At 62.5% G+C, this 22,726-nt stretch carries 23 protein-coding genes; 8 read left to right on the top strand and 15 right to left on the bottom strand.

Going from position 1 to position 22,726, the window contains the following annotated elements:
* The first annotated feature begins 109 nt into the window (after positions 1 to 109).
* Together ACFWXH_RS16845 and ACFWXH_RS16840 are read left to right on the top strand one after the other, a co-directional pair.
* The gene (locus tag ACFWXH_RS16845) at positions 110 to 574 is read left to right on the top strand and encodes a DUF1348 family protein (protein WP_379122089.1); all 465 of its coding nucleotides are present in this window, start codon (positions 110 to 112) and stop codon (positions 572 to 574) included.
* An 11-nt stretch (positions 575 to 585) separates the two neighbouring features.
* The gene (locus ACFWXH_RS16840) at positions 586 to 1,152 is read left to right on the top strand and encodes a TetR/AcrR family transcriptional regulator (RefSeq protein ID WP_379122087.1); all 567 of its coding nucleotides are present in this window, start codon (positions 586 to 588) and stop codon (positions 1,150 to 1,152) included.
* A gap of 18 nt (positions 1,153 to 1,170) precedes the next feature.
* On the opposite strand, the gene ACFWXH_RS16835 is transcribed toward ACFWXH_RS16840, so the two are convergent.
* The 5 genes from ACFWXH_RS16835 to cueR all read right to left on the bottom strand — a co-directional run bounded on the left by ACFWXH_RS16835 (position 1,171) and on the right by cueR (position 4,090).
* Positions 1,171 to 2,091, bottom strand: coding sequence for an NAD(P)/FAD-dependent oxidoreductase (locus tag ACFWXH_RS16835; RefSeq protein WP_379122085.1), 921 nt, complete (start codon positions 2,089 to 2,091; stop codon positions 1,171 to 1,173).
* Between the two features lie 7 nt (positions 2,092 to 2,098).
* Positions 2,099 to 2,557, bottom strand: coding sequence for an Rrf2 family transcriptional regulator (locus tag ACFWXH_RS16830; RefSeq protein WP_379122083.1), 459 nt, complete (start codon positions 2,555 to 2,557; stop codon positions 2,099 to 2,101).
* Positions 2,558 to 2,647: 90 nt separating this feature from the next.
* The gene (locus ACFWXH_RS16825) at positions 2,648 to 3,148 is read right to left on the bottom strand and encodes an MmcB family DNA repair protein (protein ID WP_379122081.1); all 501 of its coding nucleotides are present in this window, start codon (positions 3,146 to 3,148) and stop codon (positions 2,648 to 2,650) included.
* Positions 3,149 to 3,238: 90 nt separating this feature from the next.
* Positions 3,239 to 3,643, bottom strand: a complete 405-nt coding sequence (locus ACFWXH_RS16820) for an OsmC family protein (protein WP_379122079.1) — start codon at positions 3,641 to 3,643, stop codon at positions 3,239 to 3,241.
* A gap of 45 nt (positions 3,644 to 3,688) precedes the next feature.
* Positions 3,689 to 4,090: a Cu(I)-responsive transcriptional regulator gene (gene cueR / locus ACFWXH_RS16815; protein WP_054311969.1), complete on the bottom strand. Its 402-nt coding sequence runs from the start codon at positions 4,088 to 4,090 to the stop codon at positions 3,689 to 3,691.
* Between the two features lie 235 nt (positions 4,091 to 4,325).
* Here cueR and ACFWXH_RS16810 point away from each other — a divergent pair, with 235 nt between their 5' ends.
* Positions 4,326 to 4,937 carry a L,D-transpeptidase gene (locus ACFWXH_RS16810; RefSeq protein WP_054311890.1) on the top strand — a complete coding sequence of 204 codons (612 nt, stop codon included), beginning with the start codon at positions 4,326 to 4,328 and terminating at the stop codon, positions 4,935 to 4,937.
* A gap of 173 nt (positions 4,938 to 5,110) precedes the next feature.
* Here the strand turns inward: ACFWXH_RS16810 and ACFWXH_RS16805 are convergent, their stop codons facing one another.
* From ACFWXH_RS16805 to ACFWXH_RS16785, 5 genes are all read right to left on the bottom strand, one after another.
* Positions 5,111 to 5,680 carry a NifU family protein gene (locus ACFWXH_RS16805; RefSeq protein WP_379122078.1) on the bottom strand — a complete coding sequence of 190 codons (570 nt, stop codon included), beginning with the start codon at positions 5,678 to 5,680 and terminating at the stop codon, positions 5,111 to 5,113.
* Positions 5,681 to 5,886: 206 nt separating this feature from the next.
* On the bottom strand, positions 5,887 to 6,378 hold the full coding sequence (locus ACFWXH_RS16800) for a universal stress protein (RefSeq protein WP_054311888.1): 492 nt from the start codon (positions 6,376 to 6,378) through the stop codon (positions 5,887 to 5,889).
* A gap of 75 nt (positions 6,379 to 6,453) precedes the next feature.
* Positions 6,454 to 6,936 carry a hypothetical protein gene (locus ACFWXH_RS16795; RefSeq protein WP_379122077.1) on the bottom strand — a complete coding sequence of 161 codons (483 nt, stop codon included), beginning with the start codon at positions 6,934 to 6,936 and terminating at the stop codon, positions 6,454 to 6,456.
* 134 nt (positions 6,937 to 7,070) lie between these two features.
* Complete coding sequence (gene trpS / locus ACFWXH_RS16790) at positions 7,071 to 8,138, bottom strand: tryptophan--tRNA ligase (RefSeq protein ID WP_054311886.1); 1,068 nt, start codon at positions 8,136 to 8,138, stop codon at positions 7,071 to 7,073.
* A gap of 133 nt (positions 8,139 to 8,271) precedes the next feature.
* Entirely contained in the window at positions 8,272 to 9,483 is a 1,212-nt protein-coding gene (locus ACFWXH_RS16785) for an acyltransferase family protein (protein ID WP_379122074.1), read from the bottom strand.
* Positions 9,484 to 9,741: 258 nt separating this feature from the next.
* On the opposite strand from ACFWXH_RS16785, the gene ACFWXH_RS16780 reads away from it, so the two are divergent.
* The 3 genes from ACFWXH_RS16780 to ACFWXH_RS16770 all read left to right on the top strand — a co-directional run bounded on the left by ACFWXH_RS16780 (position 9,742) and on the right by ACFWXH_RS16770 (position 11,362).
* Positions 9,742 to 10,407, top strand: a complete 666-nt coding sequence (locus ACFWXH_RS16780; RefSeq protein WP_379122072.1) for an RNA polymerase sigma factor — start codon at positions 9,742 to 9,744, stop codon at positions 10,405 to 10,407.
* Positions 10,408 to 10,507: 100 nt separating this feature from the next.
* A complete protein-coding gene (locus ACFWXH_RS16775) occupies positions 10,508 to 11,032 on the top strand; it encodes a DUF4142 domain-containing protein (RefSeq protein ID WP_379122070.1) in 525 nt (174 codons plus the stop codon).
* A 9-nt stretch (positions 11,033 to 11,041) separates the two neighbouring features.
* Positions 11,042 to 11,362 carry a cupredoxin family copper-binding protein gene (locus ACFWXH_RS16770; RefSeq protein ID WP_379122068.1) on the top strand — a complete coding sequence of 107 codons (321 nt, stop codon included), beginning with the start codon at positions 11,042 to 11,044 and terminating at the stop codon, positions 11,360 to 11,362.
* A gap of 60 nt (positions 11,363 to 11,422) precedes the next feature.
* Here ACFWXH_RS16770 and murJ read toward each other — a convergent pair whose 3' ends face one another.
* Positions 11,423 to 13,015: a murein biosynthesis integral membrane protein MurJ gene (gene murJ / locus ACFWXH_RS16765; protein ID WP_379122066.1), complete on the bottom strand. Its 1,593-nt coding sequence runs from the start codon at positions 13,013 to 13,015 to the stop codon at positions 11,423 to 11,425.
* A gap of 157 nt (positions 13,016 to 13,172) precedes the next feature.
* Entirely contained in the window at positions 13,173 to 15,971 is a 2,799-nt protein-coding gene (locus ACFWXH_RS16760) for a [protein-PII] uridylyltransferase (RefSeq protein WP_379122064.1), read from the bottom strand.
* Positions 15,972 to 16,132: 161 nt separating this feature from the next.
* Here ACFWXH_RS16760 and ACFWXH_RS16755 point away from each other — a divergent pair, with 161 nt between their 5' ends.
* Together ACFWXH_RS16755 and ACFWXH_RS16750 are read left to right on the top strand one after the other, a co-directional pair.
* Complete coding sequence (locus ACFWXH_RS16755) at positions 16,133 to 18,646, top strand: heavy metal translocating P-type ATPase (RefSeq protein ID WP_379122243.1); 2,514 nt, start codon at positions 16,133 to 16,135, stop codon at positions 18,644 to 18,646.
* 73 nt (positions 18,647 to 18,719) lie between these two features.
* On the top strand, positions 18,720 to 19,112 hold the full coding sequence (locus ACFWXH_RS16750; RefSeq protein WP_054311878.1) for a DUF305 domain-containing protein: 393 nt from the start codon (positions 18,720 to 18,722) through the stop codon (positions 19,110 to 19,112).
* 63 nt (positions 19,113 to 19,175) lie between these two features.
* Here the strand turns inward: ACFWXH_RS16750 and nhaA are convergent, their stop codons facing one another.
* The 3 genes from nhaA to ACFWXH_RS16735 form a co-directional block, all read right to left on the bottom strand.
* Positions 19,176 to 20,369, bottom strand: coding sequence for a Na+/H+ antiporter NhaA (gene nhaA / locus ACFWXH_RS16745; protein ID WP_379122062.1), 1,194 nt, complete (start codon positions 20,367 to 20,369; stop codon positions 19,176 to 19,178).
* 216 nt (positions 20,370 to 20,585) lie between these two features.
* Positions 20,586 to 21,149, bottom strand: a complete 564-nt coding sequence (locus ACFWXH_RS16740; protein WP_054311876.1) for an ActR/PrrA/RegA family redox response regulator transcription factor — start codon at positions 21,147 to 21,149, stop codon at positions 20,586 to 20,588.
* Between the two features lie 190 nt (positions 21,150 to 21,339).
* A complete protein-coding gene (locus ACFWXH_RS16735) occupies positions 21,340 to 22,671 on the bottom strand; it encodes an ActS/PrrB/RegB family redox-sensitive histidine kinase (protein ID WP_379122059.1) in 1,332 nt (443 codons plus the stop codon).
* Between the last annotated feature and the right edge of the window lie 55 nt (positions 22,672 to 22,726).

Below are 22,726 nucleotides of genomic sequence, written 5' to 3'. Positions count from 1 at the left end.
CGGCCAGCGCCGGTCGTGGTCGACACAGGAAGACGACTCTCCCTTGACTCCATTGTACCGATTGGTACAAATACACCTGTTCCTGAAATGAGCCGATGGAGAGATCACGATGAGCCGTCCGCCGCTGCCACCATTCAATGCCGAGACCGCCGCCGAGAAGGCGCGCAAGGCGGAGGACGCCTGGAACAGCCGCGATCCCGAAAAGGTGTCGCTCGCCTATACCGAGGAGAGTGAATGGCGAAACCGCGCCGAGTTTGTCAAAGGCAGGCCGCAGATTGTTTCCTTCCTCACGCGCAAATGGGCGCGCGAGTTGGACTATCGTCTGATCAAGGAAGTGTGGACCTGGAACGAAAACCGCATCGCTGTGCGCTTCGCTTACGAGTGGCGCGACGACAGCGGCCACTGGTTCCGTTCCTACGGCAACGAGAACTGGGAATTCGACGAGGCCGGGCTGATGCGCAGGCGCGTTGCTTCGATCAACGACCTGCCGATCGCTGAGACGGAGCGCAAATTTCACTGGCCGCTCGGCCGCCGGCCCGACGATCATCCGGGCCTCACGGAACTCGGTCTCTAGAGCGGAATGCGATGCGCAGGATCGCTCCGGGTCGGGATGAGTTGATAGCGGCGATTGCCGAGGTGTTTCGCGCGCACGGCTATGCCGGCGCCAGCCTGTCGCTGATCACCGAGACGACCGGGCTCGGCAAGGGCAGCCTCTACAACTTCTTTCCCAGCGGCAAGGATGAGATGGCGGCGGCCGTGCTGGCGCATATCGACCGCTGGTTCGAGGACGAAGTGTTTTCGCCGCTGCGGGAAGTGGAGAGCCCGCAGGAAGGCATCGCCCGCATGCTCGCGGCAACGGATGCTTACTTCCATTCCGGCCGTCGCGTTTGCCTGGTCGGGGCCTTTGCGCTGGACGATGCGCGCGACCGTTTCGCCGCCGAGATCAGGTCCTATTTCGGGCGCTGGGTGGCGGACCTTGCCGGCGCGTTGCGGCGAGCTGGCCGGGAAGCAGCGGATGCCGGGCGACTGGCGGAGGAAAGTGTCGCGGGCATCCAGGGCGCGCTCACGTTGGCGCGCGCCTTCGATGATCCTGCGGTGTTTTCACGTGCCATGACGAACATCCGCGCACGGCTGGATGTTGGCCGCGCCTGATCGGTCTGGACGGCCTCCTCAAGCCGCGTCCAAGCCTTCGAAGATCAGGCTGTGATGGACGGCCGCACCGGCGGTGACACCGTCGGCGGAAGCCCAGGTGGCGTTGTGCATGCCGCGCGCCGCATCGCCGGCGGCAAAGACGCCAGGTACGCTGGTCGCCTTCTTGCCGTCGGTGACGATGATCGGACCGAAGAACCCGTCTTCGAAGGCGCAGCCCAGCCGTTCGGCCAGCGGGCTGGCCATCACTGTGCGCGGGGTCAGGTAGATGGCCGTCGTGGCAAGCCGACGGCCGTTTGAAAGCACGACAGCCTCAAGGGCTTGCCCCTCGCCATCGAGGCTCGTGATCGGGGTTGGCTCGACGGTTACGTCACGCCGTGCGAGCTTTGCCAGCACACCGGCATCCGGCATAGGCTGGCCGTTGAGGAACAGTGTCGTCGGTCCCCACTCTGTGATCATCAGTGCTTTTTCCGCACAATGCGGTGTGGTTGCCAGCACGCCGAGCGGAGCTCCGCCGAACTCGTAGCCATGGCAATAGGGACAATGCAGCACGCTGACGCCCCAGCGTTCGGCCAGTCCTGGCAAATCGGGCAGAATGTCGGTGATGCCGGTTGCCAGCACCAGGCGGGAGGCCCTCAGCGTCTGCCCCGAAGCAAGGGTAACTGCAAAGGCACCTTCCTGCCCGGAGGCGTCGACAGCTTCGTCCGCGATGAAATAGACGTTCGGGTAAGCGGTGAGTTTTTCGCGGGCGGCAGCGATCATGCGCGCCGGTTCGGCGCCGTCCTGGCCGAAGAAGCCGTGCGAGGCGGCGGCAAAGCGGTTGCGTGGCTTGCCGGCATCGATGACGGCCACATTGCGCCGTCCCCGCGCGAGCTGCATGGCGGCGGACAGGCCGGCATAGGAGCCGCCGATCACGGCGGCGTCGAATGATTTTGCAAACATCTGCACATCAGGCTGCATGGGGATTGGCCTTCTTTGTCTTATTTTGCTGCCAGCGCTCGTGGAAATCGGCCGCCAGATCGGCCAGCGTCACTTCGCCGAGCCGTTGGATCAGCAGCGCTTCCGCTTGGCGGAACGCGTCGTCCAGCGCTGCATTGACAGCCTGCTCGACCAGACAGTCCGGCGTCTCCTGCCGGTTGCCGAGCGCAAAGACCATCGGCTCGCCGAGCGCCGTGTAGACGTCGCGAAGCGAGACGGTGCCAAGGTCACGGCTGATCGTCCAGCCGCCGCCGTGGCCGCGCTCGGAATGCACTATGCCCATGTCGCGCAAGCCGGCCATGATGCGCCGGATCACCACGGGATTGGTGCTCAGCGTCTTGGAAAGCTGTTCCGAGGTCATCGGTCGGCCTTCCTCGGCCATGTGGAGCAGGACGTGCAGGACGCCGGAAAGTCGACTGTCTCGTTTCATGCAACTTTATATGTTACGAGAAAGTGCAAGAGTCAAGGTTGCGCGAAATGGCGGGAAGTCAGTTGTGTTTCAGGAGACGGCCGGCAGGTGCTATTCGCTTTCGCCATCCAGCGCCGGCACTGAAACGCCGGCCAGCTCGGCAGCCAGCAGTCGGGCAGCCCCGGCGCGTGCGATCCTCAGCATGAGTGCCTTGCGGGTGGCTGCGGCAATGCGGTGTTCCGGTGCGTCGCGCAACACTTCGGCGCCGTAGCCGTCGGACAGGATGAAGCCGCATTCCTCGGGAAAGATCCCGGCCGGCACGCCTGGGTGTGTGGCGAAGAAGAAGCGGTCGCAATGCAGCCGGTAATCCGGCCATTTGCGGTCGACACGGAAATCCTCGATGGAGGATTTGACCTCGATGATCCAGATGTCGCCCTGGCGGGTGAGCGCGACGAGATCGGCGCGCCGCCCGGTCGCCAGCGACAATTCCGGCAGCACATGCGCTCCCATTTCGGTAAGCAGCCGCTGTACGCCGCGGCGCACCAGCATGGCGCGCTCCGACTGGCGGCCGTCGATCAGGGGATTCTGCGATACCGGTGAGACGATGGGCATGACCCATCATGCCCGATTCCGTTCACGGTTTGAACCCGTCTTCACGAGTCAAAGATGACGACAACAGCCACCCGGTTGCACACCGGTCGGCTAGGCCACGGTTTCGATCCCCACGGGAAAGCCGCGGCGAAGCGAATTGCTGACCGTCGAATCTGCCGCCGCCCGGTCAATGACGGCCTGCGGGTCGGATCCATCGAGCGTTTCGCAGGTCACCTTCATTGTCGCCGCCGTCGCCAGCAGCGGCTCGCCGTCCAGTTCGAGCACGACGCTGACTTCGATCTTGCCGAGCTTCGTGCCGAGCTGGTGCGCGACATAGCGCAGATCGTTGCAGAAACAGCCGCCAATCGAGAGTGCGAGCAGCTGCGCGCCGTTGAAACCAAGTCCTTTTCCGCCGGCCCTGCCCTCGGGTCTGTCGACGACGATGGTGTGGCCCCCAACCCAGCCGATTGCTGCCTCGGTACCTTCGATATTGCGCAGTTCGACCGTGGCGATCATTGATGTCCCCCCTGAGATGGCCCGCAGGCGCAGTCGCCGCTTTGCTCAGCCGACCGTCTCGACCTCTCCTGCCATCTCTTCCAGGATCGGGCAATCCGGGCGGTTGTCGCCATGACAGGCGTGGATCAGCTTGTTCAGGGTCGCGCGCATGGACTGCAGTTCGCGCACCTTTTCCTCGATCGCCGCAACATGCGCCGCCGCGATCGCACGGACGTCCTGGCTGGCCCGCTCGCGGTCCTGGTAAAGTGCCATCAGCTGGCGGCAGTCTTCGATGGAAAAGCCAAGATTGCGGGCTCGCTTCAGGAAAGCCAGGCGGTGTACGTCGTCACCCGAATAGTCGCGATAGCTGTTGTCGCTGCGCTCGGGCGAGATCAGCCCGATCTCTTCGTAGTAACGGATGGTCTTGGCTGGCAGTCCGGAGCGGCGGGCGGCATCGCCGATGTTCATGATCTCGTCCTCTGGCGGCCTCAATCGGGATTGTTTTTCAGGCCGCTTTCTTTGTTTTTGCTCGATAATCCCGTGGCAGATGTTGCCGAAATGCCATAGCTGGCGCCTTACCGGCAAGCACACCCCTCCATATAAGCATCGGCTGCTTGGCAAGCAAAAGAAATGCCAGCATGAATGCGTTAACGATTTTTACCGAATCGCCGCGGGTCAACGGGACGGAGCGTAGAAACGGTTCATGCGTTTGAAATCTGCCATTGTAGTCGCGGCGTTGGCCGCTTCGCTTGCTGGCTGCAGCACTGTGGGCCAGATGCGGCTCTTCTCCAACGACTACGGTGGCGTCAGCGATGCTGGCTACCAACTGCCGCGCATCCCGATCGAAAAAGTTCCGCGCAAGTACCATCGTCAGATCGTCGCCTACGATACAGCTGAAAAGCCGGGCACGATTGTCGTCGATACCGGCAACAAGTTCCTCTATTTCGTGCTGCCTGAAGGCGAAGCCGTCCGCTACGGCATTGGTGTCGGTCGCGAAGGCTTCGAGTGGAACGGTACGGCGCGTGTCGCGATCAAGCGCGAATGGCCGACCTGGACACCGCCGTCACAGATGATCAAGCGCCAGCCGGAGCTTGCTCAGTTCCGCAACGGCATGGATCCGGGACTGAAGAACCCGCTCGGTGCGCGTGCCCTCTATCTGTTCAACAAGGGGGACACGGGCTATCGGCTGCACGGCACCCCGGAATGGTGGTCGATCGGCAAGGCGATGTCGTCGGGCTGCATCCGGCTGATGAACCAGGACATCATCGACCTCTACAATCGTGCTGAGGTCGGCGCCAAGGTGATCGTGATGTGATTTCGCCCGTCCGGGCAAGCATGAGTTTCGTACGCGGACCGTCTAGGCAACACAGACGTCCCCAAACAGAAAACCGGGCATGACGCCCGGTTTTTTGTTGGAGGGGTGTTCCGGAAATGAAAAACCCCGAGACGAGGTCCCGGGGGGGGGGGTCGCGGAAAGAATGTCGGCGCTTACGACACCTGCTCGACATGTTCCACTTCGGGCACGAAGTGGCGGAGCAGGTTCTGGATGCCATGCTTCAGCGTCGCGGTCGAAGACGGGCAACCGGCGCAGGCGCCCTTCATGTGCAGGAAGACAGTGCCCTTCTCATAACCACGGAAGGTGATGTCGCCGCCATCCTGCGCCACAGCCGGGCGTACGCGCGTATCGAGAAGTTCCTTGATGGTGACGACGATCTCCTCGTCTTCCTTGTCGTAGAACTCGCCTTCATGATCGGAGGTCGTGGATGGAGCGGTGCTGGCCATCACGGGCTGACCCGACATGAAGTGTTCCATGATGGCGCCAAGGATCGCCGGCTTCAGATGTTGCCAGTCGGGACCGTCCTTGGTCACGGTGATGAAGTCATAGCCAAAGAACACGCCGGTCACGCCGGGAATGTCGAACAGGCGGCCAGCCAGCGGCGAAACCTCCCGTGCGGCGCCGGCATCGCGGAAATCGGCTGTGCCTTCGCGCAAGACTTCCTTGCCGGGCAGGAACTTCAACGTCGCCGGGTTGGGGGTCGACTCGGTCTGGATGAACATGGCTGTCTCCGGCCCGTATCGTGCGGGCGATAGTTTGGAATGGTTCTAAATAAGCCCAATCCGTCCGGCATTCAAGCAAAAGCCGGCAAGGCTGTCGAATCCAGAGCGTTTCCGTTTTTACGGAGACGCTCTCACTCCTTGTTTTACGCAATTCCGGACGGAAAACCGTGACACACTTTTCCTGGAACTGCTTTTATATAGGAAGCTCAGGCCAGGCTTTCGATCTCGTCGTCGGAGAGATTTTGCGGCACGACGGTGACCGGTATGGGGAAGGCAGCACCCTTGCCTGCAATGGAGGCGACCAGCGGGCCTGGTCCCTCCTTGCCAGCGCCAGCGGCCAGCACCAGGATGGCGATATCCTGGTCTTCTTCGATCAGCTTGTGGATCTCTTCGGCGCGCTTGCCTTCGCGCACCACCAGCTCCGGCTCGATGCCGGCCTTCTGGCGCACCTTGCCGGCATAAGCGTCGAGGGCGGAACGGGCCGTGGTGTTGGCTTCCTCCCGCATGATCTTCTCTACGCCCAGCCAGTGCTGGAAATCGTCCGGCTCGATGACATAAAGCAGCACAAGAACACCCCCTGTGCTTTGCGCTCGCTTCGAGGCATAGGCCACGGCGCGCTCGCATTCCGGCGTATCGTCGATGACCGACAGGAACTTGCGGCGATGCCCGGCTTCACGGCTGAGACGTTTGGATACCATGCGGGACCTGTTTCATGAGTTTGGCCGCAATCTGCCACTCGGGCGGGGGGCCTTGCAAGCGGCTCCGCAATACCGTCAGGGCAACGCCCGTGTCGACTTGTTTTCTGCAATCAAGCTGCAGTTGAGCGTGACCGGCGCTTTGGCGACCTGAGGCAGCGGCCCATCGATGAAATCGCAGTTGAGCAGATTGTCCTGCGAACTCTTGCGAGCCGAATAGACGTTGACGTTGATCAGGACCGGGCCCTTGATCCAGCCGAATTTCTGCTCGTCGGTTTTTGGGCCGGTGAGCCGCACCGTTCCGCCCGTGCCTGGCATGGAATGCTCCTCGGTGCCGAGATCGATTCGGCCGATCTCGTCCGCATGTTTTTCAGCCGACTTCTCGGGATCGCCGGAATAAGAGGCGGAAACAATTATTGCCTCCTTGCGCTTGCTGAGAGTAGCCGCCGCCCTGGGCGAAAGGACAATCGTGATATCAACCGGTTGGAAGCCGGCTGCGTTCGCAGGTTCTGTGACGAAACCGGCAAGGACGGCAAACGCAATGGCGATGGAGAATTTCATCGGCGGTCCAATTCCTGACGGAGCAGCCAAGGTATCGTGCGATCGAACGACGCCGAGCGCAACCCTTGGCGATGTCTTGCGAAAAAGGGCGGCCGCGTGGCGACCGCCCTTTGAAGATTAGGCTGGCGATCTGTTCAGCCCTGCAACAGGCCGATGATGTCGCGCACCGTCTTCATGTTGGCTTCGGCCAATACGCCGGCGCGCTCGCCGCCGTTGCGCAAAACGCCATCGATATGCGCGGGATCGGCCATCAGGCGGCGCATCTCACCGGCAATGGGCGCCATCTTCTCGACAGCAAGGTCGGCGAGTGCGGGCTTGAACACCGAGAACTGCTGACCGCCATACTCTTTCAGCACGGCTTCCTTGCTGGTGTCGGCCAACCCGGCATAGATGCCGACCAGATTCTCCGCTTCCGGGCGGCCGGCCAGGCCGGCGATTTCGGAAGGCAGCGCCTCGGGATCCGTCTTGGCCTTCTTGATCTTCTTGGAGATCGTGTCGGCGTCGTCGGTGAGGTTGATGCGCGACAGGTCCGACGGGTCCGATTTCGACATCTTCTTGGAACCGTCGCGCAGGCTCATGATGCGGGCGGCCGGTCCGCCAATGACCGGTTCAGTCAGCGGGAAGAAGCCGTTCACCGTCTCATTGCCCATCTGGATTTCCACCCCGACACCGAGCTCGGCGATGCGATCGGAGAAGTCGTTGTTGAACTTCTGGGCGATGTCGCGGGTAAGTTCCAGATGCTGCTTCTGGTCGTCGCCCACCGGCACGTGAGTGGCACGGTAGACCAGGATGTCCGCGGCCATCAGGCTCGGATAGGCAAGCAGGCCGAGCGAGGCATTCTCGCGGTCCTTGCCGGCCTTGTCCTTGAACTGCGTCATGCGGTTCATCCAGCCGATGCGCGCCACGCAGTTGAAAATCCAGGCAAGCTCGGCGTGCTGCATCACGCGGCTCTGGTTGAAGACGATGTGTTTGTTCGGGTCGATGCCGGCGGCAAGGAAAGCGGCGGTAATCTGCCGGGTCTGGTCCCTGAGGTCCCCGTGCACGAGCTGGGCGGTCAGCGAATGCAGGTCGACGACGCAATAGATGCAATCCATCGTGTCCTGCAGCGCGACGAACTTCCTGATCGCGCCGAGATAATTGCCGAGATGGAGATTGCCGGTCGGCTGGACGCCGGAAAAGATAAGCGGTTTGAAGGCGGTCATGGTGGTTTCCTTGGCTTGTGGAGGGCCGTTTCGCGCGCGGCGAAATTTCGGACGGCGCGTTATGGCCGACGCCGCGATACCGATCAAGAGGGCGCGTGCCGACTTTGTTTCACGCGACCCGGAAAAGGTGCTGTCAGGTGGATGTAGCGCCGTTTGCCGTCGCCATCTTTCGGCTTTCGGCACCAGCTTTGCGTCGATCCGGCAGGCCGACCAGAATGCGATAAGGCGCCGGCCAGAGATCGGCGAGCATGGCGGCAAGCAGCGACCAGAACGCGGTGATGGCGACCACCAGGGCAAGTTTGCTCCACAGCGACAGATCAAGCGGCAGTACATAATACAGCGCCATCACCACGAAGGTCTGGTGAACGATGTAGAGCGGAAAGATCTTGGCGTTCAGCCAGGTGAGTGCAACGCTCTTTCGATTCAAATGAATCGCCGCGAAGCCGATGGCAGCGAGGATCACCGTCCAGGCCAGCGAGAAGGTCAGCGCCTTGTAAAGCGCCATCTGCATGCCGCCGGTTTCGCCTCCGACGCCGGCGGCTTTGCTCACCCACGAGTAACGCCAGAGACCAACGGTCAGGATTGCGGCGAGCGCGAGGCTCCACCACCGTTTGGCGACAATGGTCGGGACCACCGCCTGATGATGCTTGGCGACAAGAAAACCCAGGCCGAACCAGCTCGCCCACACCGCAAACCAGGCGCCGTCATTGTAGAGGACATTGGTTTCGCGCGGGAAGAACGGCAGAAAAATCAGGTGCAGCACCAACGGCAGGAGCACGAACAGATAGATGGCGTGCGTGCGGGCCGTCCGTTCGAACCAGTCGGCCAGCCCGCGGCCCGAGGAATGGGTGAGCAGCCAGAAGATCGGCGTGCAGATCACCGTCATCACCAGGAGATAGGCGACGAACCACATATGCGCCCAGGAGAAGTTGCCGGTCGGATAGCGGCCCTCGGTGAAATAGCGCAGCACCCAGAATTCCAGCAGCGAACCCTGAAAGCGGCCGTCAAGCAGGCGCTCGTACCAGACCTGCGGCACGATGATCACGCACATGGCAAAGATCAGCGGCAGGAACAGCCGCACCAAACGGCCCTTCAGGAAGCCGAAAACGGTTTGCGAGCGGAAGGCGAACCAGGTGCCCATGCCGGAGACAAAAAACAGCAGCGCCAGCCGCCACGCACGCGGAAACAATGTGATCAGCGAGAGGGTCTGGCTCTTCTCGGGGCTGTTGAGCAGCCAGTCGAGATCGTAGAGGAACGCCGCCGACGAATGGTAGAGGATGAGCAGGCCGAAGGCCAGGACGCGCAGGGCGTCCACATAGTAGAGGCGGTGGCCGGTTGGCTGCATAGCGAAGGCTCCAGCGCGAACGCCGCCTGCCGAAGGGCAGTTTTCGCGCGCGATTTTACCTTTGCTTCGTTAAGAAAACAGCAAATTGGGACTCACATTCCTCGCATGGGAGCAATTCGATGCCCTCCGTCAAACCGAGTGGATTTGCCCCAACCTGACGGGATTGCAATTTTGTTCATGCGGCGGGAACCTTATCGCAGTTTCGACATCTGACTTCCAAATGAGGAGGTTTCGATGCAGCCCGTCAGATCCGCGCCGATGCCCGCCGACGCCGCCAGCGATATCGACCTCGTGCGGGGTGCGCTGGCGCGCGAGGCCGCCGCCTTTCGCGCCATCATGACGCGATACAATCAGCGGCTCTATCGGCTCGCGCGCTCGATCCTGCACAACGACACCGAAGCAGAAGATGTCGTTCAGGAAGCCTATCTGCGCGCCTTCGCCAACCTCGCCGGTTTCCGCGGCGACTCCACCCTGGCCACCTGGCTGTCGCGTATCGTGATCAACGAGGCATACGGCCGCCTGCGCAAGACCCGACGCGCCGAAATGGTGCCCTTGCCTGAAGAGCCCGGGGCGACCCGGATCATCCCCTTCCCCCTCAACGCGAGTGTAGTCGACCCGGAACGAAACATGGCTCAGCGCGAGATCCTGCGGTTTGTCGAACAGGCCACCGACGGCCTTCCCGAAGCTTTCCGTACGGTTTTCGTCGCACGCGTCATTGAAGGCCTGAGCGTGGAAGAGACCGCCGATTTGCTGGGCATCAGGCCCGAAACCGTCAAAACCCGCCTGCACCGTGCCCGCAAGCTGCTGCGCGCGCAGCTCGACGCGCAGATCGGGCCGGTGCTGCTCGAGGCATTTCCCTTTGCGGGCCGCCGCTGCGAGCGCATGACCGAGGTGGTGATGAAGCGGCTGGGTTTCCCCGACTGACGATTTTCACAATCGCGGGAACGTTTTGCCAAACGGGTCATCCAATGGATGTCGAACCGAAATGCTCGTTGTTGCGGGCATGAAAACAGGAGTTCATCCGATGACCACGAGATTGCATATGGCACTTGCCGCCGCCCTGATACTTGGCACGGCCGGAGCCGCGGCAGCGGCAGACAAGCCGACCGACCCCCAGATCGCTCACATCGCCTACACCGCCGGTGCACTCGACGTCGACATGGCCAAGCTGGCCATTTCCAAATCCAAGAACAAGGATGTCGTGGACTTTGCCAACGGCATGGTGCGTGACCACGAAGCCGTCAACGTACAGGCGCTCGACCTCGTCAAGAAACTCAAGGTGACGCCGGAAGACAACGCAACCAGCAAGGCGTTGACCGAAGCGAGTGCCGCCGAGAAGGCCAAGCTTGAAAAGCTCGACGGGGCCGCCTTCGACAAGGCCTATGTTGCCAACGAGGTTGCCTATCACAAGCAGGTCAACGGCGCGCTGGAGACGGTGCTGATCCCGTCGGCGAAGAATGCCGAACTCAAGAGCCTGCTCGAAACGGGCCTGAAGCTATTCCAGGGCCACGAACAGCATGCCGATATGGTCGCGGCCGGCCTGAAGTAGGGATCGGCCATGTCCACACATCGTCGCCTTCTGCCGGTTGTGGTGCTGGCTCTCGGCACGGGTCCACTATCGGCTCACGCCGAGACAATAACGGTCACGATCGAAAGGATGGCATTCTCTCCGGCTGAAATCAGCGCCAGCGTGGGGGACACCGTCCAATGGGTGAACAAGGACACGTTTGCTCATACCGCGACAATGAAGGGAGGATGGGAAGTGATGCTGCCCGTCGCGAAATCGGGAAGCGTCGTTTTGGGTAAGGCAGGTACGCTCGACTATATCTGCCGGTTCCATCCCAACATGAAGGGCAGGATTACCGTGTCTGCCCATTGATTGCAGAGATTGGGATTGGAGAGCCGAAGCCGGCGGGACCGGCTTCGGCAACAGGCCCTCTCACTCCATGTCGGCAGGCGTCGATGGTGTCTTGCCACGCTTGATATTGCGTCGGATCATGCCGAGATCGGCGCCGCCTATGGCAAACGCGACCACGAAATAGATCACGGCGCCGGCGCCACACAGTGCGGTCAATGTGATCGCCTTGGTTGCCAGATGCGAGGCCGACGACAGTTCCGTGGCAAACCAGCGTTCGCCGAAATAGAGCGCGACGCCCATCAGCGCAGCCGCCAGCACCAGCCGGGGGATACGTTTCAGCAGAGGGATGTCGCGGCCCCAATGGCCGCGCCTGATCAACACCGCAAGCAACATGACGGCATTGAGCCAGCCGGCGACGGCGGATGCCACAGCAATGCCGGGCGCGCCCATCGATGGGAACAATGTGAGCGCGATGGCGACATTCACCACCACCGAGATTGCCGCGAAGATCATCGGCGTGCGGGTATCCTCGCGCGCGAAATAGCCTGGCGTGAAGGCCTTGATCAGCACGAAGGCCGGCAGGCCGAGGCCGAAGATGGCAAGAATCGCGGCCACCGTCGGGGTCGAGTTGTTGGCGGCGAATGCGCCACGTTCGTAAAGAAGCCGCACGATCGGCTCGGACATCACCAGCAATGCCGCCGCTGCGGGTAGCGTCATGAACAGCGTGAACTCGACCGAGCGGTTCTGGAGGTTACCGGCTTCGATCATGTTGCCGGACTTCAGCGCGCGCGACAGTTCCGGCAGAAGCACGATCGCCACCGCGATGCCGACGACGCCGAGCGGCAGCTGGTAGACGCGGTCGGCATAAGCGAGCGAGGAGACCGCGCTGTTCTGGCCGGACGCGATCGCCGTACCGATCAGCTGGTTGATCTGGGTGATGCCGCCGGTGATCGCCGCCGGCAGCGCCAGCCACAGCAGCCGCTTGACGTTGGGTGTGATGTGCGGCCAGCGGAAGCCGATGCGCATGCCGGCGTTGCGGACGGCAATCCACACGATCGCGAGCTGAACGATGCCCGCCGCCAGCACACCCCAGGCCAGCCCGTAGCCGACATAATGCGCGTCCTTGCCTTCGTACCAGGCATAGGCGAGCACGGCGATGAGGATGATGTTGAGGAACACCGGCGCCACGGCGGCGGCGAAATAGCGGCGCAGCGAATTCAGCATGCCGGCCATCATGGCGCCGAGCGACATGCAGATGAGATAAGGGAACATGATGGTGGCAAGCCGCACCGTCACGTCGAACTTGCCGGGAATGTCGGCGAAGCCGGGTGCCACCAGGTAGCGCACGATCAGCGGCATCGCCAGTTCCATCGCGATCGTCAGTGCGAGCAGCACCGAAAACAGCACGCCGAAGACTTCCTCGGAAAAGCGCTTGGCGCCGTCGATGCCGTTCGCCTCGATCTCCTTGGAAAACAGCGGCACGAAGGCTGCGTTGAAGGCACCTTCGGCAAACAGGCGCCGGAAGGTGTTCGGCAGTTGGAAGGCGGCGTTGAAGGCATCGGCCACAGGTCCCGTACCGAGTGCCGCAGCCATGAACATCTCGCGCGTGAAGCCGAGGATGCGGCTCATCAGCGTGCCTGAGGCAACCGTGGCGAATTTCTTGACGAGACTCATGCGCCTTCCCTCCCCCTCGAGGGGAGGGTGGCCGCGTAGCGGCCGGGTGGGGTCGGTGCGGCCGTGTTCGACGTTACGATGGTGCCTTCTGAGACAACCCTCTCTGTCGCCTTCGGCGACATCTCCCCCTCGATGGGGGAGACCTTCTGCACTTGTCTCATTCAGCTGCTGCTTTCGTCTTGCCGCGCGCGCCCTGGTTTCCCTCGAGCGTCGCGATCAACCGTTCGCGGATGGTCTTCAGCCTGCTCTGACTTTCAAGCTTCTGGTTGGTCAGGTCGGTGACATAGAAAGTGTCGATCACCTTCTCGCCGAAGGTGGTGATGTGTGCCGAAGCGATGTCGAGCGACAGATCCGATAGTGTGCCGGTGATCTCGGAGAGCAGACCGGGCCGATCCAGACCTTCGACCTCGATCACCGAAAAGCGGTTGGATAGCGTGTTGCGGATTTCGGCACGCGGTTGGATGCGAAAGGTTTTCGCGCCGCGTTTCGGTCTGGTACGTTTCTCGATCATTTCCGGCAGCCAGGCGCGGCCGGACAGGACGTCTTCGATCAGCTTGCCCACCCGTTCGCCGCGCCGGCGTTCATCCTCATCGCGGTCGAATTCCCGGTTGATCAGGATCGTGTCGAGCGCCCGGCCATCAGCGGTGGTGAAGATCTGCGCGTCGACGATATTGCCGCCGGCCGCCGCACAGGCTCCCGCTATGACGGAGAGCAGGCGCGGATGATCCTGCGCCAGCACCGTCACTTCGGTCACCGCCTCGAATTCGTGCGTCTTGACCATGGTGGCGAGTTTTCTGCCCGCGGCATCGGCCTCGCGCACGAAGGCGGCGTGGCGCAGCTGGTCTTTCAGATCGACGGTGAGCAGATAATTCTCGTAGTGGAGGCCCACCAGGCGCTTGCGCTCATCCTGCGGCCAGTCGGATAGCGCCTCTTCCAGCTGTTCGCGAGCCGCCGCCGCGCGCTCGGCGCGCGACACCTCGGAGAAACCGCCGGTCAAAAGCAGCTCCGTTTCGTAATAGAGCGTTCGCAGCAGCTGGCCTTTCCAGCCGTTCCAGACACCGGGGCCGACGCCACGGATGTCGCAGACGGTAAGGATCAGCAGCATTTTCAGCCGCTCGACCGACTGCACGACATCGGCGAAATCCTCGATGGTCTTGCGGTCGTTCAGGTCGCGTGTCTGCGCCGTCATCGACATGACCAGATGGTTTTCCACCAGCCAGGCGACGGTCGAGGTGTCGGTAGCCGAAAGCCCCATATGCGGGCAGATACGCCGGGCAATCCTCGCACCGGCTTCGGAGTGGTCCTCCGGCCGACCCTTGGCGATATCGTGCAGCAGTACGGCGACGTAAAGCGCCTCACGCTGGCTCTTCAATTCGCCGATCAACCTGTGTGAGAGAGGGTGGATCTTCTCGCCGCCGCCACGTTCAATCTCCGAGAGCACGTCGATGCAGCGCAGCAGATGCTCGTCCACCGTGTAGTGGTGGTACATGTTGAACTGCATCATGGCGACGATCTTGCCGAAATCGGGAATCAATTTGCCGAGCAGGCCGGCCTCGTTCATGCGGCGCAGGTTGAGCTCAGGCTGGCGGTCCGAGGTCAGGATATCGAGGAACAGCCGGTTCGCCTCGCGGTCGCGGCGCAGGTTGCGGTCGACCAGCTTGAGCGAGCGTGTCACCAGCTTCAGCGCGTCCGGGTGATATTCCAGCGCGTGCCGGTCCGCGAACCAGAACAGGCGCAAAAGGTTCACCGGGTCGCGATCGAACACCTTGTTGTCGGCGATGTTGATGCGGTCGTTGTCGACGATGAAGTCGGCAGTGCCGGCAAGCTTGCGGCGGCGACGCGAGAAGGTGAGGAACAGCCGGTTGAAACCGGAAACATGGCTGGCCTGTTCTTCTTCCAGCGCCGCGCAGAAGATACGGGTGAGATCACCCACATCCTTGGCAACCAGGAAGTAGTGCTTCATGAAGCGCTCGACAGCCGAAAGGCCGGGATGGCTCTTGTAGCCGAGCCGGTCGGCGATATCGCGCTGGATATCGAAATGCAGCCGCTCTTCGGCCTTGCCGGTCAGGAAATGCATGTGGCAGCGCACCGCCCACAGGAAGTCCTCGGCCTTCTGGAACTGGTTGAACTCGTCGGTCGTGAAGACGCCCTGGGCGACCAGCTCTTCCACCGTGCGCTCGCGATAGAAATACTTGCCGATCCAGAACAGGGTCTGCAGGTCGCGCAAGCCACCCTTGCCGTCCTTGATGTTGGGCTCGACCAGGTAGCGGCTCTCGCCGCCCTTGCGGTGCCGTTCGTCGCGCTCGGCCAGCTTGGCCTGTGCGTATTCGGCGCCTGTGTTGCGGACCACCTCGCGGTCGAAACGGGTGATCAGTTCGTCGCACAGCGCTTTTTCGCCCCAGACGAAGCGGGCCTCCAGCACGGCGGTGCGGATCGTCATGTCCGAGCGCGACAGCCGCAGGCATTCGTCGATGTTGCGGGTGGCGTGGCCGACCTTCAGCCCCATGTCCCACAGCATGTAAAGCATGTATTCGACGATCTGCTCGCCCCACGGTGTCTGCTTGTAGGGCAGGAGGAAAAGCAGATCGATGTCCGAACCCGGCGCGAGCGTGCCGCGGCCATAGCCGCCGACGGCGACGATTGCCATGCGCTCGGCGGCGGACGGGTTCTTGGCGCGATAGACATGGGTGACGGCGAAGTCGTAGAGCGCGGCGATGATCTCGTCCATCAGATGGGAGAGTCTGGCTGCGCAAGCTGTACCGCCGCCATCGTTCATCAGCAGGCGTTCGGCGACTTCGCGGCCTTCCGCCATCTTGGTCTTGAGCAGCTTCAACGCGGCCGTCCGCACCGTGGCGCCTGATCCATCGCCGCTTGTCTCGATGGTCAGCGCGGACAGTTCTTCGCGCAGCTGCGTGCCGTCGATGATCTCGTGGAGCTTGAGGGGGATCTTCGCCATTGGCCTTCGGTAGCGCCTTTCCGGCGGCGTCTATAGCCTGTTTTGACGGCTATGGGTATGGGCACGCGCCGACCGGAAATCGGCGCATGATTTACCCCTTGACCTTCCAGTTGCTGGAAGCCCTATCTGCGGTCAAAAGCGGAAGATACAAGGACTCGGCCATGACGAAGGCGCATCACGACCACAGCCACCACCAGCATGCCAAGGACGGGTCGTGCTGTTCGAGCGTCAAGGCCGTGGTCGAAGGTATTCTGCGCGATCCGGTCTGCGGCATGGAGGTCAACCCGAATGCCGGCAAGCCGACCTTCGAACATGGTGGCCGCCTCTTCCATTTCTGCTCGGAAGGCTGTCGCGGCAAGTTCGAAGCGGATCCGGAAGAGTTCCTCACTGCCAAGGATCCGGTTTGCGGCATGGATGTGGACCGCGCCAGCGCCAGGTACTTCCTGCGCCATGAGGGCGAGAAACTCTATTTCTGTTCGGAAAACTGCCAGAAGAAATTCGAGGCCGACCCCAAGGCCTATCTCGGTGACAGACCGGCACCCGCGCCGCTGCCAAAGGGCACGCAATACACCTGCCCGATGCATCCCGAGATCGTTCGCGACAAGCCCGGCTCCTGCCCGATCTGTGGCATGGCGCTGGAGCCGATGATGCCGACGGGCGACGAAGGACCCAATCCGGAGCTGGTTGATTTTACCCGTCGCTTCTGGGTGAGTGCCGCGCTCTCCATTCCACTGCTGGTCATCACCATGGGGCCGATGGTCGGCCTGCCTTTCCTGCGCGATTGGCTGGGCGAACAGGCTGCTGTGTGGGTAGAGCTCGTTCTGGCGACACCGGTGGTGTTGTGGGCGGCGCTGCCTTTCTTCGAACGGGGCTGGGCCTCCATCGTCAACCGCAGTCCGAACATGTGGACGCTGATCTCGCTCGGCGTCGGCGCGGCCTATATCTACAGCGTCGTCGCCACCCTGTTCCCGGACATCTTCCCGCATCAGTTCCGTGGCCATGGCGGTACCGTGCCGGTCTATTTCGAAGCTGCCGCGGTGATCATTGCGCTGGTCTTCCTCGGTCAGGTGCTGGAACTGCGCGCTCGCGAGAAAACCGGTTCGGCGATACGGGCATTGCTCGACCTTGCGCCAAAGACGGCACGGCTGATCGGCGCTGACGGTTCCGAGAAGGACGTGGCGCTTGATCAGGTCAAGGGCGGCGACCGGCTCCGCGTGCGGCCGGGTGAAGCGGTGCCGGTGGACGGCATCGTGCTGGAAGGCCGGTCATCCATCGATGAATCGATGATCACCGGCGAGCCGGTACCTGTCGAGAAGATCGAAGGCGACGCGCTGACCGGCGGCACGCTCAACAAGAATGGCTCACTGGTCATGCTGGCTGAAAAGGTCGGCTCGGAAACGACGCTGGCGCGCATCGTCGAGCTGGTCGCCAAGGCGCAGCGCAGCCGTGCGCCGATCCAGAGCCTTGCCGATCGTGTTTCTTTCTACTTCGTGCCGACTGTGGTGCTGGTCGCCATCCTTGCCTTTGTCGCCTGGGCTGTGTTCGGACCGGAGCCCAGCCTGGTGTTCGCCATCGTTGCGGCGGTGTCGGTGCTGATCATCGCATGCCCCTGTGCGTTGGGTCTTGCGACGCCGATGTCGATCATGACCGCCACCGGCCGAGGCGCGCAGGCCGGCGTGCTGATCAAGGATGCTGCGGCGCTGGAGCGTTTCGCTTCCGTCAACACTCTGGTGGTCGACAAGACCGGTACGCTCACCGAAGGCAAGCCGAAGCTCACCGACGTCATCGCGGCGGACGGCGTGTCCGAGGACCAGCTTCTGGGATTGGCTGCGGCGCTGGAGAAGGGCTCCGAGCATCCGCTCGCCGAGGCGATCGTCGGCGGCGCCGAAGAGCGTGGGCTGAAGATAGCGGCCGCTGCCGATTTTGAGGCCGTCACCGGCAAGGGCGTGTCCGGTACCGTGACCGGCCGCAAGGTGGCCCTCGGCAATCCCGCCATGATGACTGAGCTCGGTTTGGACGCCGCAGCTTTGGCCGATCGAGCCGGCGTGCTGCAGACAGAAGGCAAGACGGCGATGTATGTGGCGATCGACGGCAAGCTGGCCGGTATCGTCGCCGTCGCAGATCCGATCAAGGCGACCGCTGCCGATGCGATCCGTGCCTTGCACGACGAGAACATCACCGTTGTCATGGCGACCGGCGATAATGAGCGCACCGCCAAGGCGATTGCCAAGCGGCTCGGCATCGACCAAGTGCGCGCCAACATGCTGCCTGAGCACAAGAGCGCGCTGATCGAGGAATTGCGCGGCCGCGGCGGCATCGTCGCCATGGCGGGTGACGGCGTCAATGACGCGCCGGCGCTTGCCGCTTCGGATGTCGGTATCGCCATGGGCACAGGCGCGGACGTCGCGATGGAAAGCGCAGGCATCACGCTGGTGAAGGGCGACCTCACGGGCATCGTGCGGGCGCGCAAGCTCGCCAAAGGCACGCTGGCCAACATCCGCCAGAACCTGTTCTTCGCTTTCCTGTATAATGTCGCTGGCGTACCGGTCGCAGCCGGTGTCCTTTACCCGGTGTTCGGCGCGCTGCTGTCGCCGATGCTGGCGGCGGCGGCAATGAGCCTGTCCTCGGTATCGGTCATTGCCAATTCGCTCAGGCTGCGCACGCTGAAGCTCTGATCCCTGCGGCATCCGCGCCTCTGGACGGACGCCGGCCCAGGCCCCAACTAGGGCCTACAACAAGGAGAACCGAATGAACCTGATGAAGAAGATTGTCCTCGCTCTGATGGCGGCCGGCATGCTGGTCGCCGTGCTCCTGGAGACCGCACCGGCGCAGGAAGACCATAGCGGCCATGACATGGGCGCGATGGCCACGAGCGCGGAAGGCGCGTCGACCGCCGGGTACAAGGAAGCGATGGACAAGATGCACAAGGCGATGGCGGCGATCGAATATTCCGGCAACGCCGATGTCGACTTCGCTCGCGGCATGATCCCGCATCATCAGGCGGCAATCGACATGGCCAAGGTGCTTCTGGCCAACGGCAAGGATCCGGAAATGCGCAAACTGGCCGAAGCGGTGATTACAGCGCAGGAAGCCGAAATCAAGGAAATGCAGGCCTGGCTGGCAGCCAATCCGGTCAAGTAACGCAGCAATCTTTCAAACCAAAGGGCCGGCGTCTTCGGTGTGGAGGCGCCGGCTTTTTTGCGTCTATTCGTCCTCGCCCTGGTCCGCCACGCCGGGTGCTGCCAGAAGCAGGGCCGCCCCTGCCAGTGCTGCCACCAGCGAGCCGGCGAGGATGCCCACCTTGACGGCATCCTGCAGCGCCGGGTTGTCGGCGAAGGCGAGCAGTCCGATGAACAGGCTCATCGTGAAACCGATACCGCATAGAAGCGCGATGCCGGTCATCTGCATCCAGCCGGCCCGCACCGGCAGGTCGGCCAGACCAAGCTTGATGGCGAGAGCCGAAGCGCCGAGCACGCCAACCAGTTTGCCGATGACGAGACCGGCGGCGACGCCGAGTGTCAGCGGCTCGACCAGCGTGGCGGGGGTGAAGCCTGCCAGGGAAACGCCGGCATTGGCGAAGCCGAAGATCGGGATGATGATCAGCGGTACGAAGCGATGCAGCGCATGCTCCAGCCGATGCAGCGGCGAATGCTCCAGATCATGCGCGATGCCGGGCGTCACCCTGAGCGGGATGGTGAGCGCCAGCGCCACGCCGGCAAGGGTCGCATGCACGCCGGATTTCAACACCAGCACCCACAGCACCGCGCCGAGCACCAGATAGGGGGCGAGCGACAACACGCCCATGCGGTTGAGCACGATCAGAACGACGATGACGGCAAGCGCCGCAACGAGATAGGCGAACGACAGGCCGCTGGTATAAAACAGTGCGATGATGATGACGGCGCCGAGATCGTCGATGATGGCGAGCGCGGTTAGGAACACTTTGAGCGAAGCCGGCACGCGGTTGCCGAGCAGCGACAGAACGCCGAGCGCGAAAGCGATGTCGGTGGCGGTCGGGATCGCCCAACCAGGCAGAGCTTCGGCATTGTCGCGGTTGATGGCGATATAAACCAGCGCCGGCACGACCATGCCGCCGGCAGCCGCGATGCCGGGCAGCATGCGGCGCGGCCAGGTCGACAGCTGGCCATCCAGCATCTCGCGTTTTATCTCGAGGCCGACGAGCAGGAAGAACACGGCCATCAGTGCATCGTTCACCCAGTGCAGCACGCTGAGCGGGCCGAGATAGGCGTGCAAAGCGGCGAAATAGGTTTCGGCCAGCGGCGAATTGGCGACGATCAGCGCAAGTGCGGCAGCCGCGATCAGGATGATGCCGCCCGCAGCCTCGCCATCCAGGAATTCACGGAAAACCGAGATCGGGCGCGGGTTGTCATTCGCCATGTCTGCTCCTGAAACTGGTTGCTGCTGGGCGGATGATGCCGAAGGCAGAGAGGCGCGGCAAGCAAAGCCGCGCCGTCTGCGACACTAGAGCGTTTCCGTTTTTCACGGAAACGCGGAAACGCTATAAGTTTTTGTTTTCGTCGCATTCTTGTAACGCCAAGTGATTCCACTTGGCTACAAAATGCTCTAGGACGAATCTATAGCCTTCGCTTGAAATCAGCGCGGCGCGCGTTTGGCCAGGATACGCTGCAGCGTACGGCGGTGCATGTTCAGACGCCGTGCCGTCTCCGAAACGTTGCGCTCGCACATTTCATAGACCCGCTGGATATGTTCCCACCGCACGCGGTCGGCCGACATCGGGTTTTCCGGTGGGGCGACGCGTTCGCTGCCGGTGCGCGTCAGGGCGGCGAAGATATCGTCGGCATCGGCAGGCTTGGAAAGATAGTCGACAGCGCCGAGTTTCACGGCTGTCACGGCGGTGGCGATGTTGCCGTAGCCGGTGAGGATGATGGCGCGTGCGTCGGCGCGCTTCTCGCGGATGGCGGCGACGACATCGAGCCCGCTGCCGTCGCCGAGGCGCATGTCCACCACCGCATAGGCCGGGGGATTGGCGCGAGCTTTCGCCAGGGCTTCCTCGACGCTTTCGGCGGTCTCGACCGCGAAACCGCGCCCTTCCATGGCACGAGCGAGGCGAGTGAGAAATGGCTTGTCGTCCTCGACGATCAAAAGGGAAGTGTCGTCGCCCGTCACCATGCCGCCTTGGGCATCTTCACCGCTCATGATTGGTTCTTGTCCTTCTTCTTTATTTTCGGCTCAGATATAGCGATTGTGCCTTAATTGTCCAATTTTCACCGGTTTTCGATTGGAGCGTCGCGCCCTTTGGACGCGCAAAGCGCGTTCCAGCAATTTTGAGTTGGCGCATCGTCCTTTTCGATTTCGCGGGCATGCGCACGTTCGGTGTCATTCTGCATTATTCCGCCGCATCGAGACCCGTCGGATACATGACCTTGGCGTTGACGAACACCTCGCGCGGCCAGTCGATGCGGACGACCGCACCTTCACCCGGGCCTCCCGAATTCTGGAACTCGATGTTCGCGCCCGAGCGTTCAATCAGCGTCTTGGCGATGAACAGGCCGAGCCCCAGCCCGCCGCCGCCGCGTTCCGTGCCTTGCCGGGTCGACATATAGGGCTCACCGATGCGGTCGATGATCTCCGGCGGGAAACCCCGGCCGTCGTCGGTTATCGACAGTGTGACATGCTGGTCGTTCCAGCTCCACCGCACGGTGATCGAGGAGCGGGCGAAGTCGACGGCGTTCTCGACCAGATTGCCGAGCCCGTAGAGCACGCCGGGATTGCGGCGGCTGACCGGTTCGGGGCCGGTGCATTCGCCCGGCTTGAGCTCGATCTTGATGCCGAAGTCGCGATGCGGCGCCACCACTTCCTCGACCAGCGAACTCAACGACAGCTGCGCAAGCAATGGCTCTCCTTCCGAGGAGAGATTGGTCAAGCGCTTCAGGATCTCGCGGCAGCGCTCGCTCTGTGTGCGCAGCAGTGAAACATCCTCATGGTATTTCGGATCCTTGCCCAGCGTCTTTTCCATCTCGCGCACCACCAATGTGATGGTGGCGAGCGGCGTGCCGAGTTCATGCGCCGCCGCTGCCGCCAGACCGTCGAGCGCAGACAGGTGTTGCTCGCGCTGCAGCACCAGTTCCGTCGCGGCGAGCGCGTTGGCCAGCTGGCGCGCCTCCTTGGCGACACGGAAAGCGTAGATGCCGGTGAAGGCGATCGAGCACAGCACCGCCACCCAAACGCCCGCCACGTAAGGCACCGGCATCACCAGTGTGATGCTCTCGTACCAGGGTAAGGGTTCGTGGAAAAACACAAGCAGCGTTGCGGCGGCCACGACCAGCGCACCGAGGATTGCCGTGAGCCGCAGCGGCAGCGACGTTGCCGAAATGACGACCGGGACGGTGAGGAGCAGTGCGAACGGATTGGTCAAGCCGCCGGTCAGGTACAGCAGGCCGGCAAGCTGCAGGCTGTCGAACACCAGGATGCCGAAGGCGGCTGGCGGCGCAAGGCGGTGCGCGGCCGGGTAACGAAAGGCCAGGAACAGGTTCATCCAGGCCGAGCAGGCGATCAGCGTGAAGCAGAAGCTGACCGGCAGCGGGAAATTCAGCCCATAGGCGACGACCAGCACGGTGATGCTCTGGCCGACGATGGCAAGCCAGCGCAGCCAGATCAACGTGTTGAGCCGCAACCGGTCGGTTGGCTGGAAGTCGGGAGAACGCTGGATGTTGATCATGAAGCTTTCTAAAGCATGATCCCGAAAAAGTTGCAGACTTTTCGGATAAGATCAT

It is taken from the genome of Mesorhizobium sp. NPDC059054, from assembly GCF_042739215.1.
Taxonomy (GTDB): domain Bacteria; phylum Pseudomonadota; class Alphaproteobacteria; order Rhizobiales; family Rhizobiaceae; genus Mesorhizobium.
The sequence above is the reverse complement of the archived record's forward strand: the minus strand, read 5'-3'. Positions and strand labels throughout refer to the sequence as shown.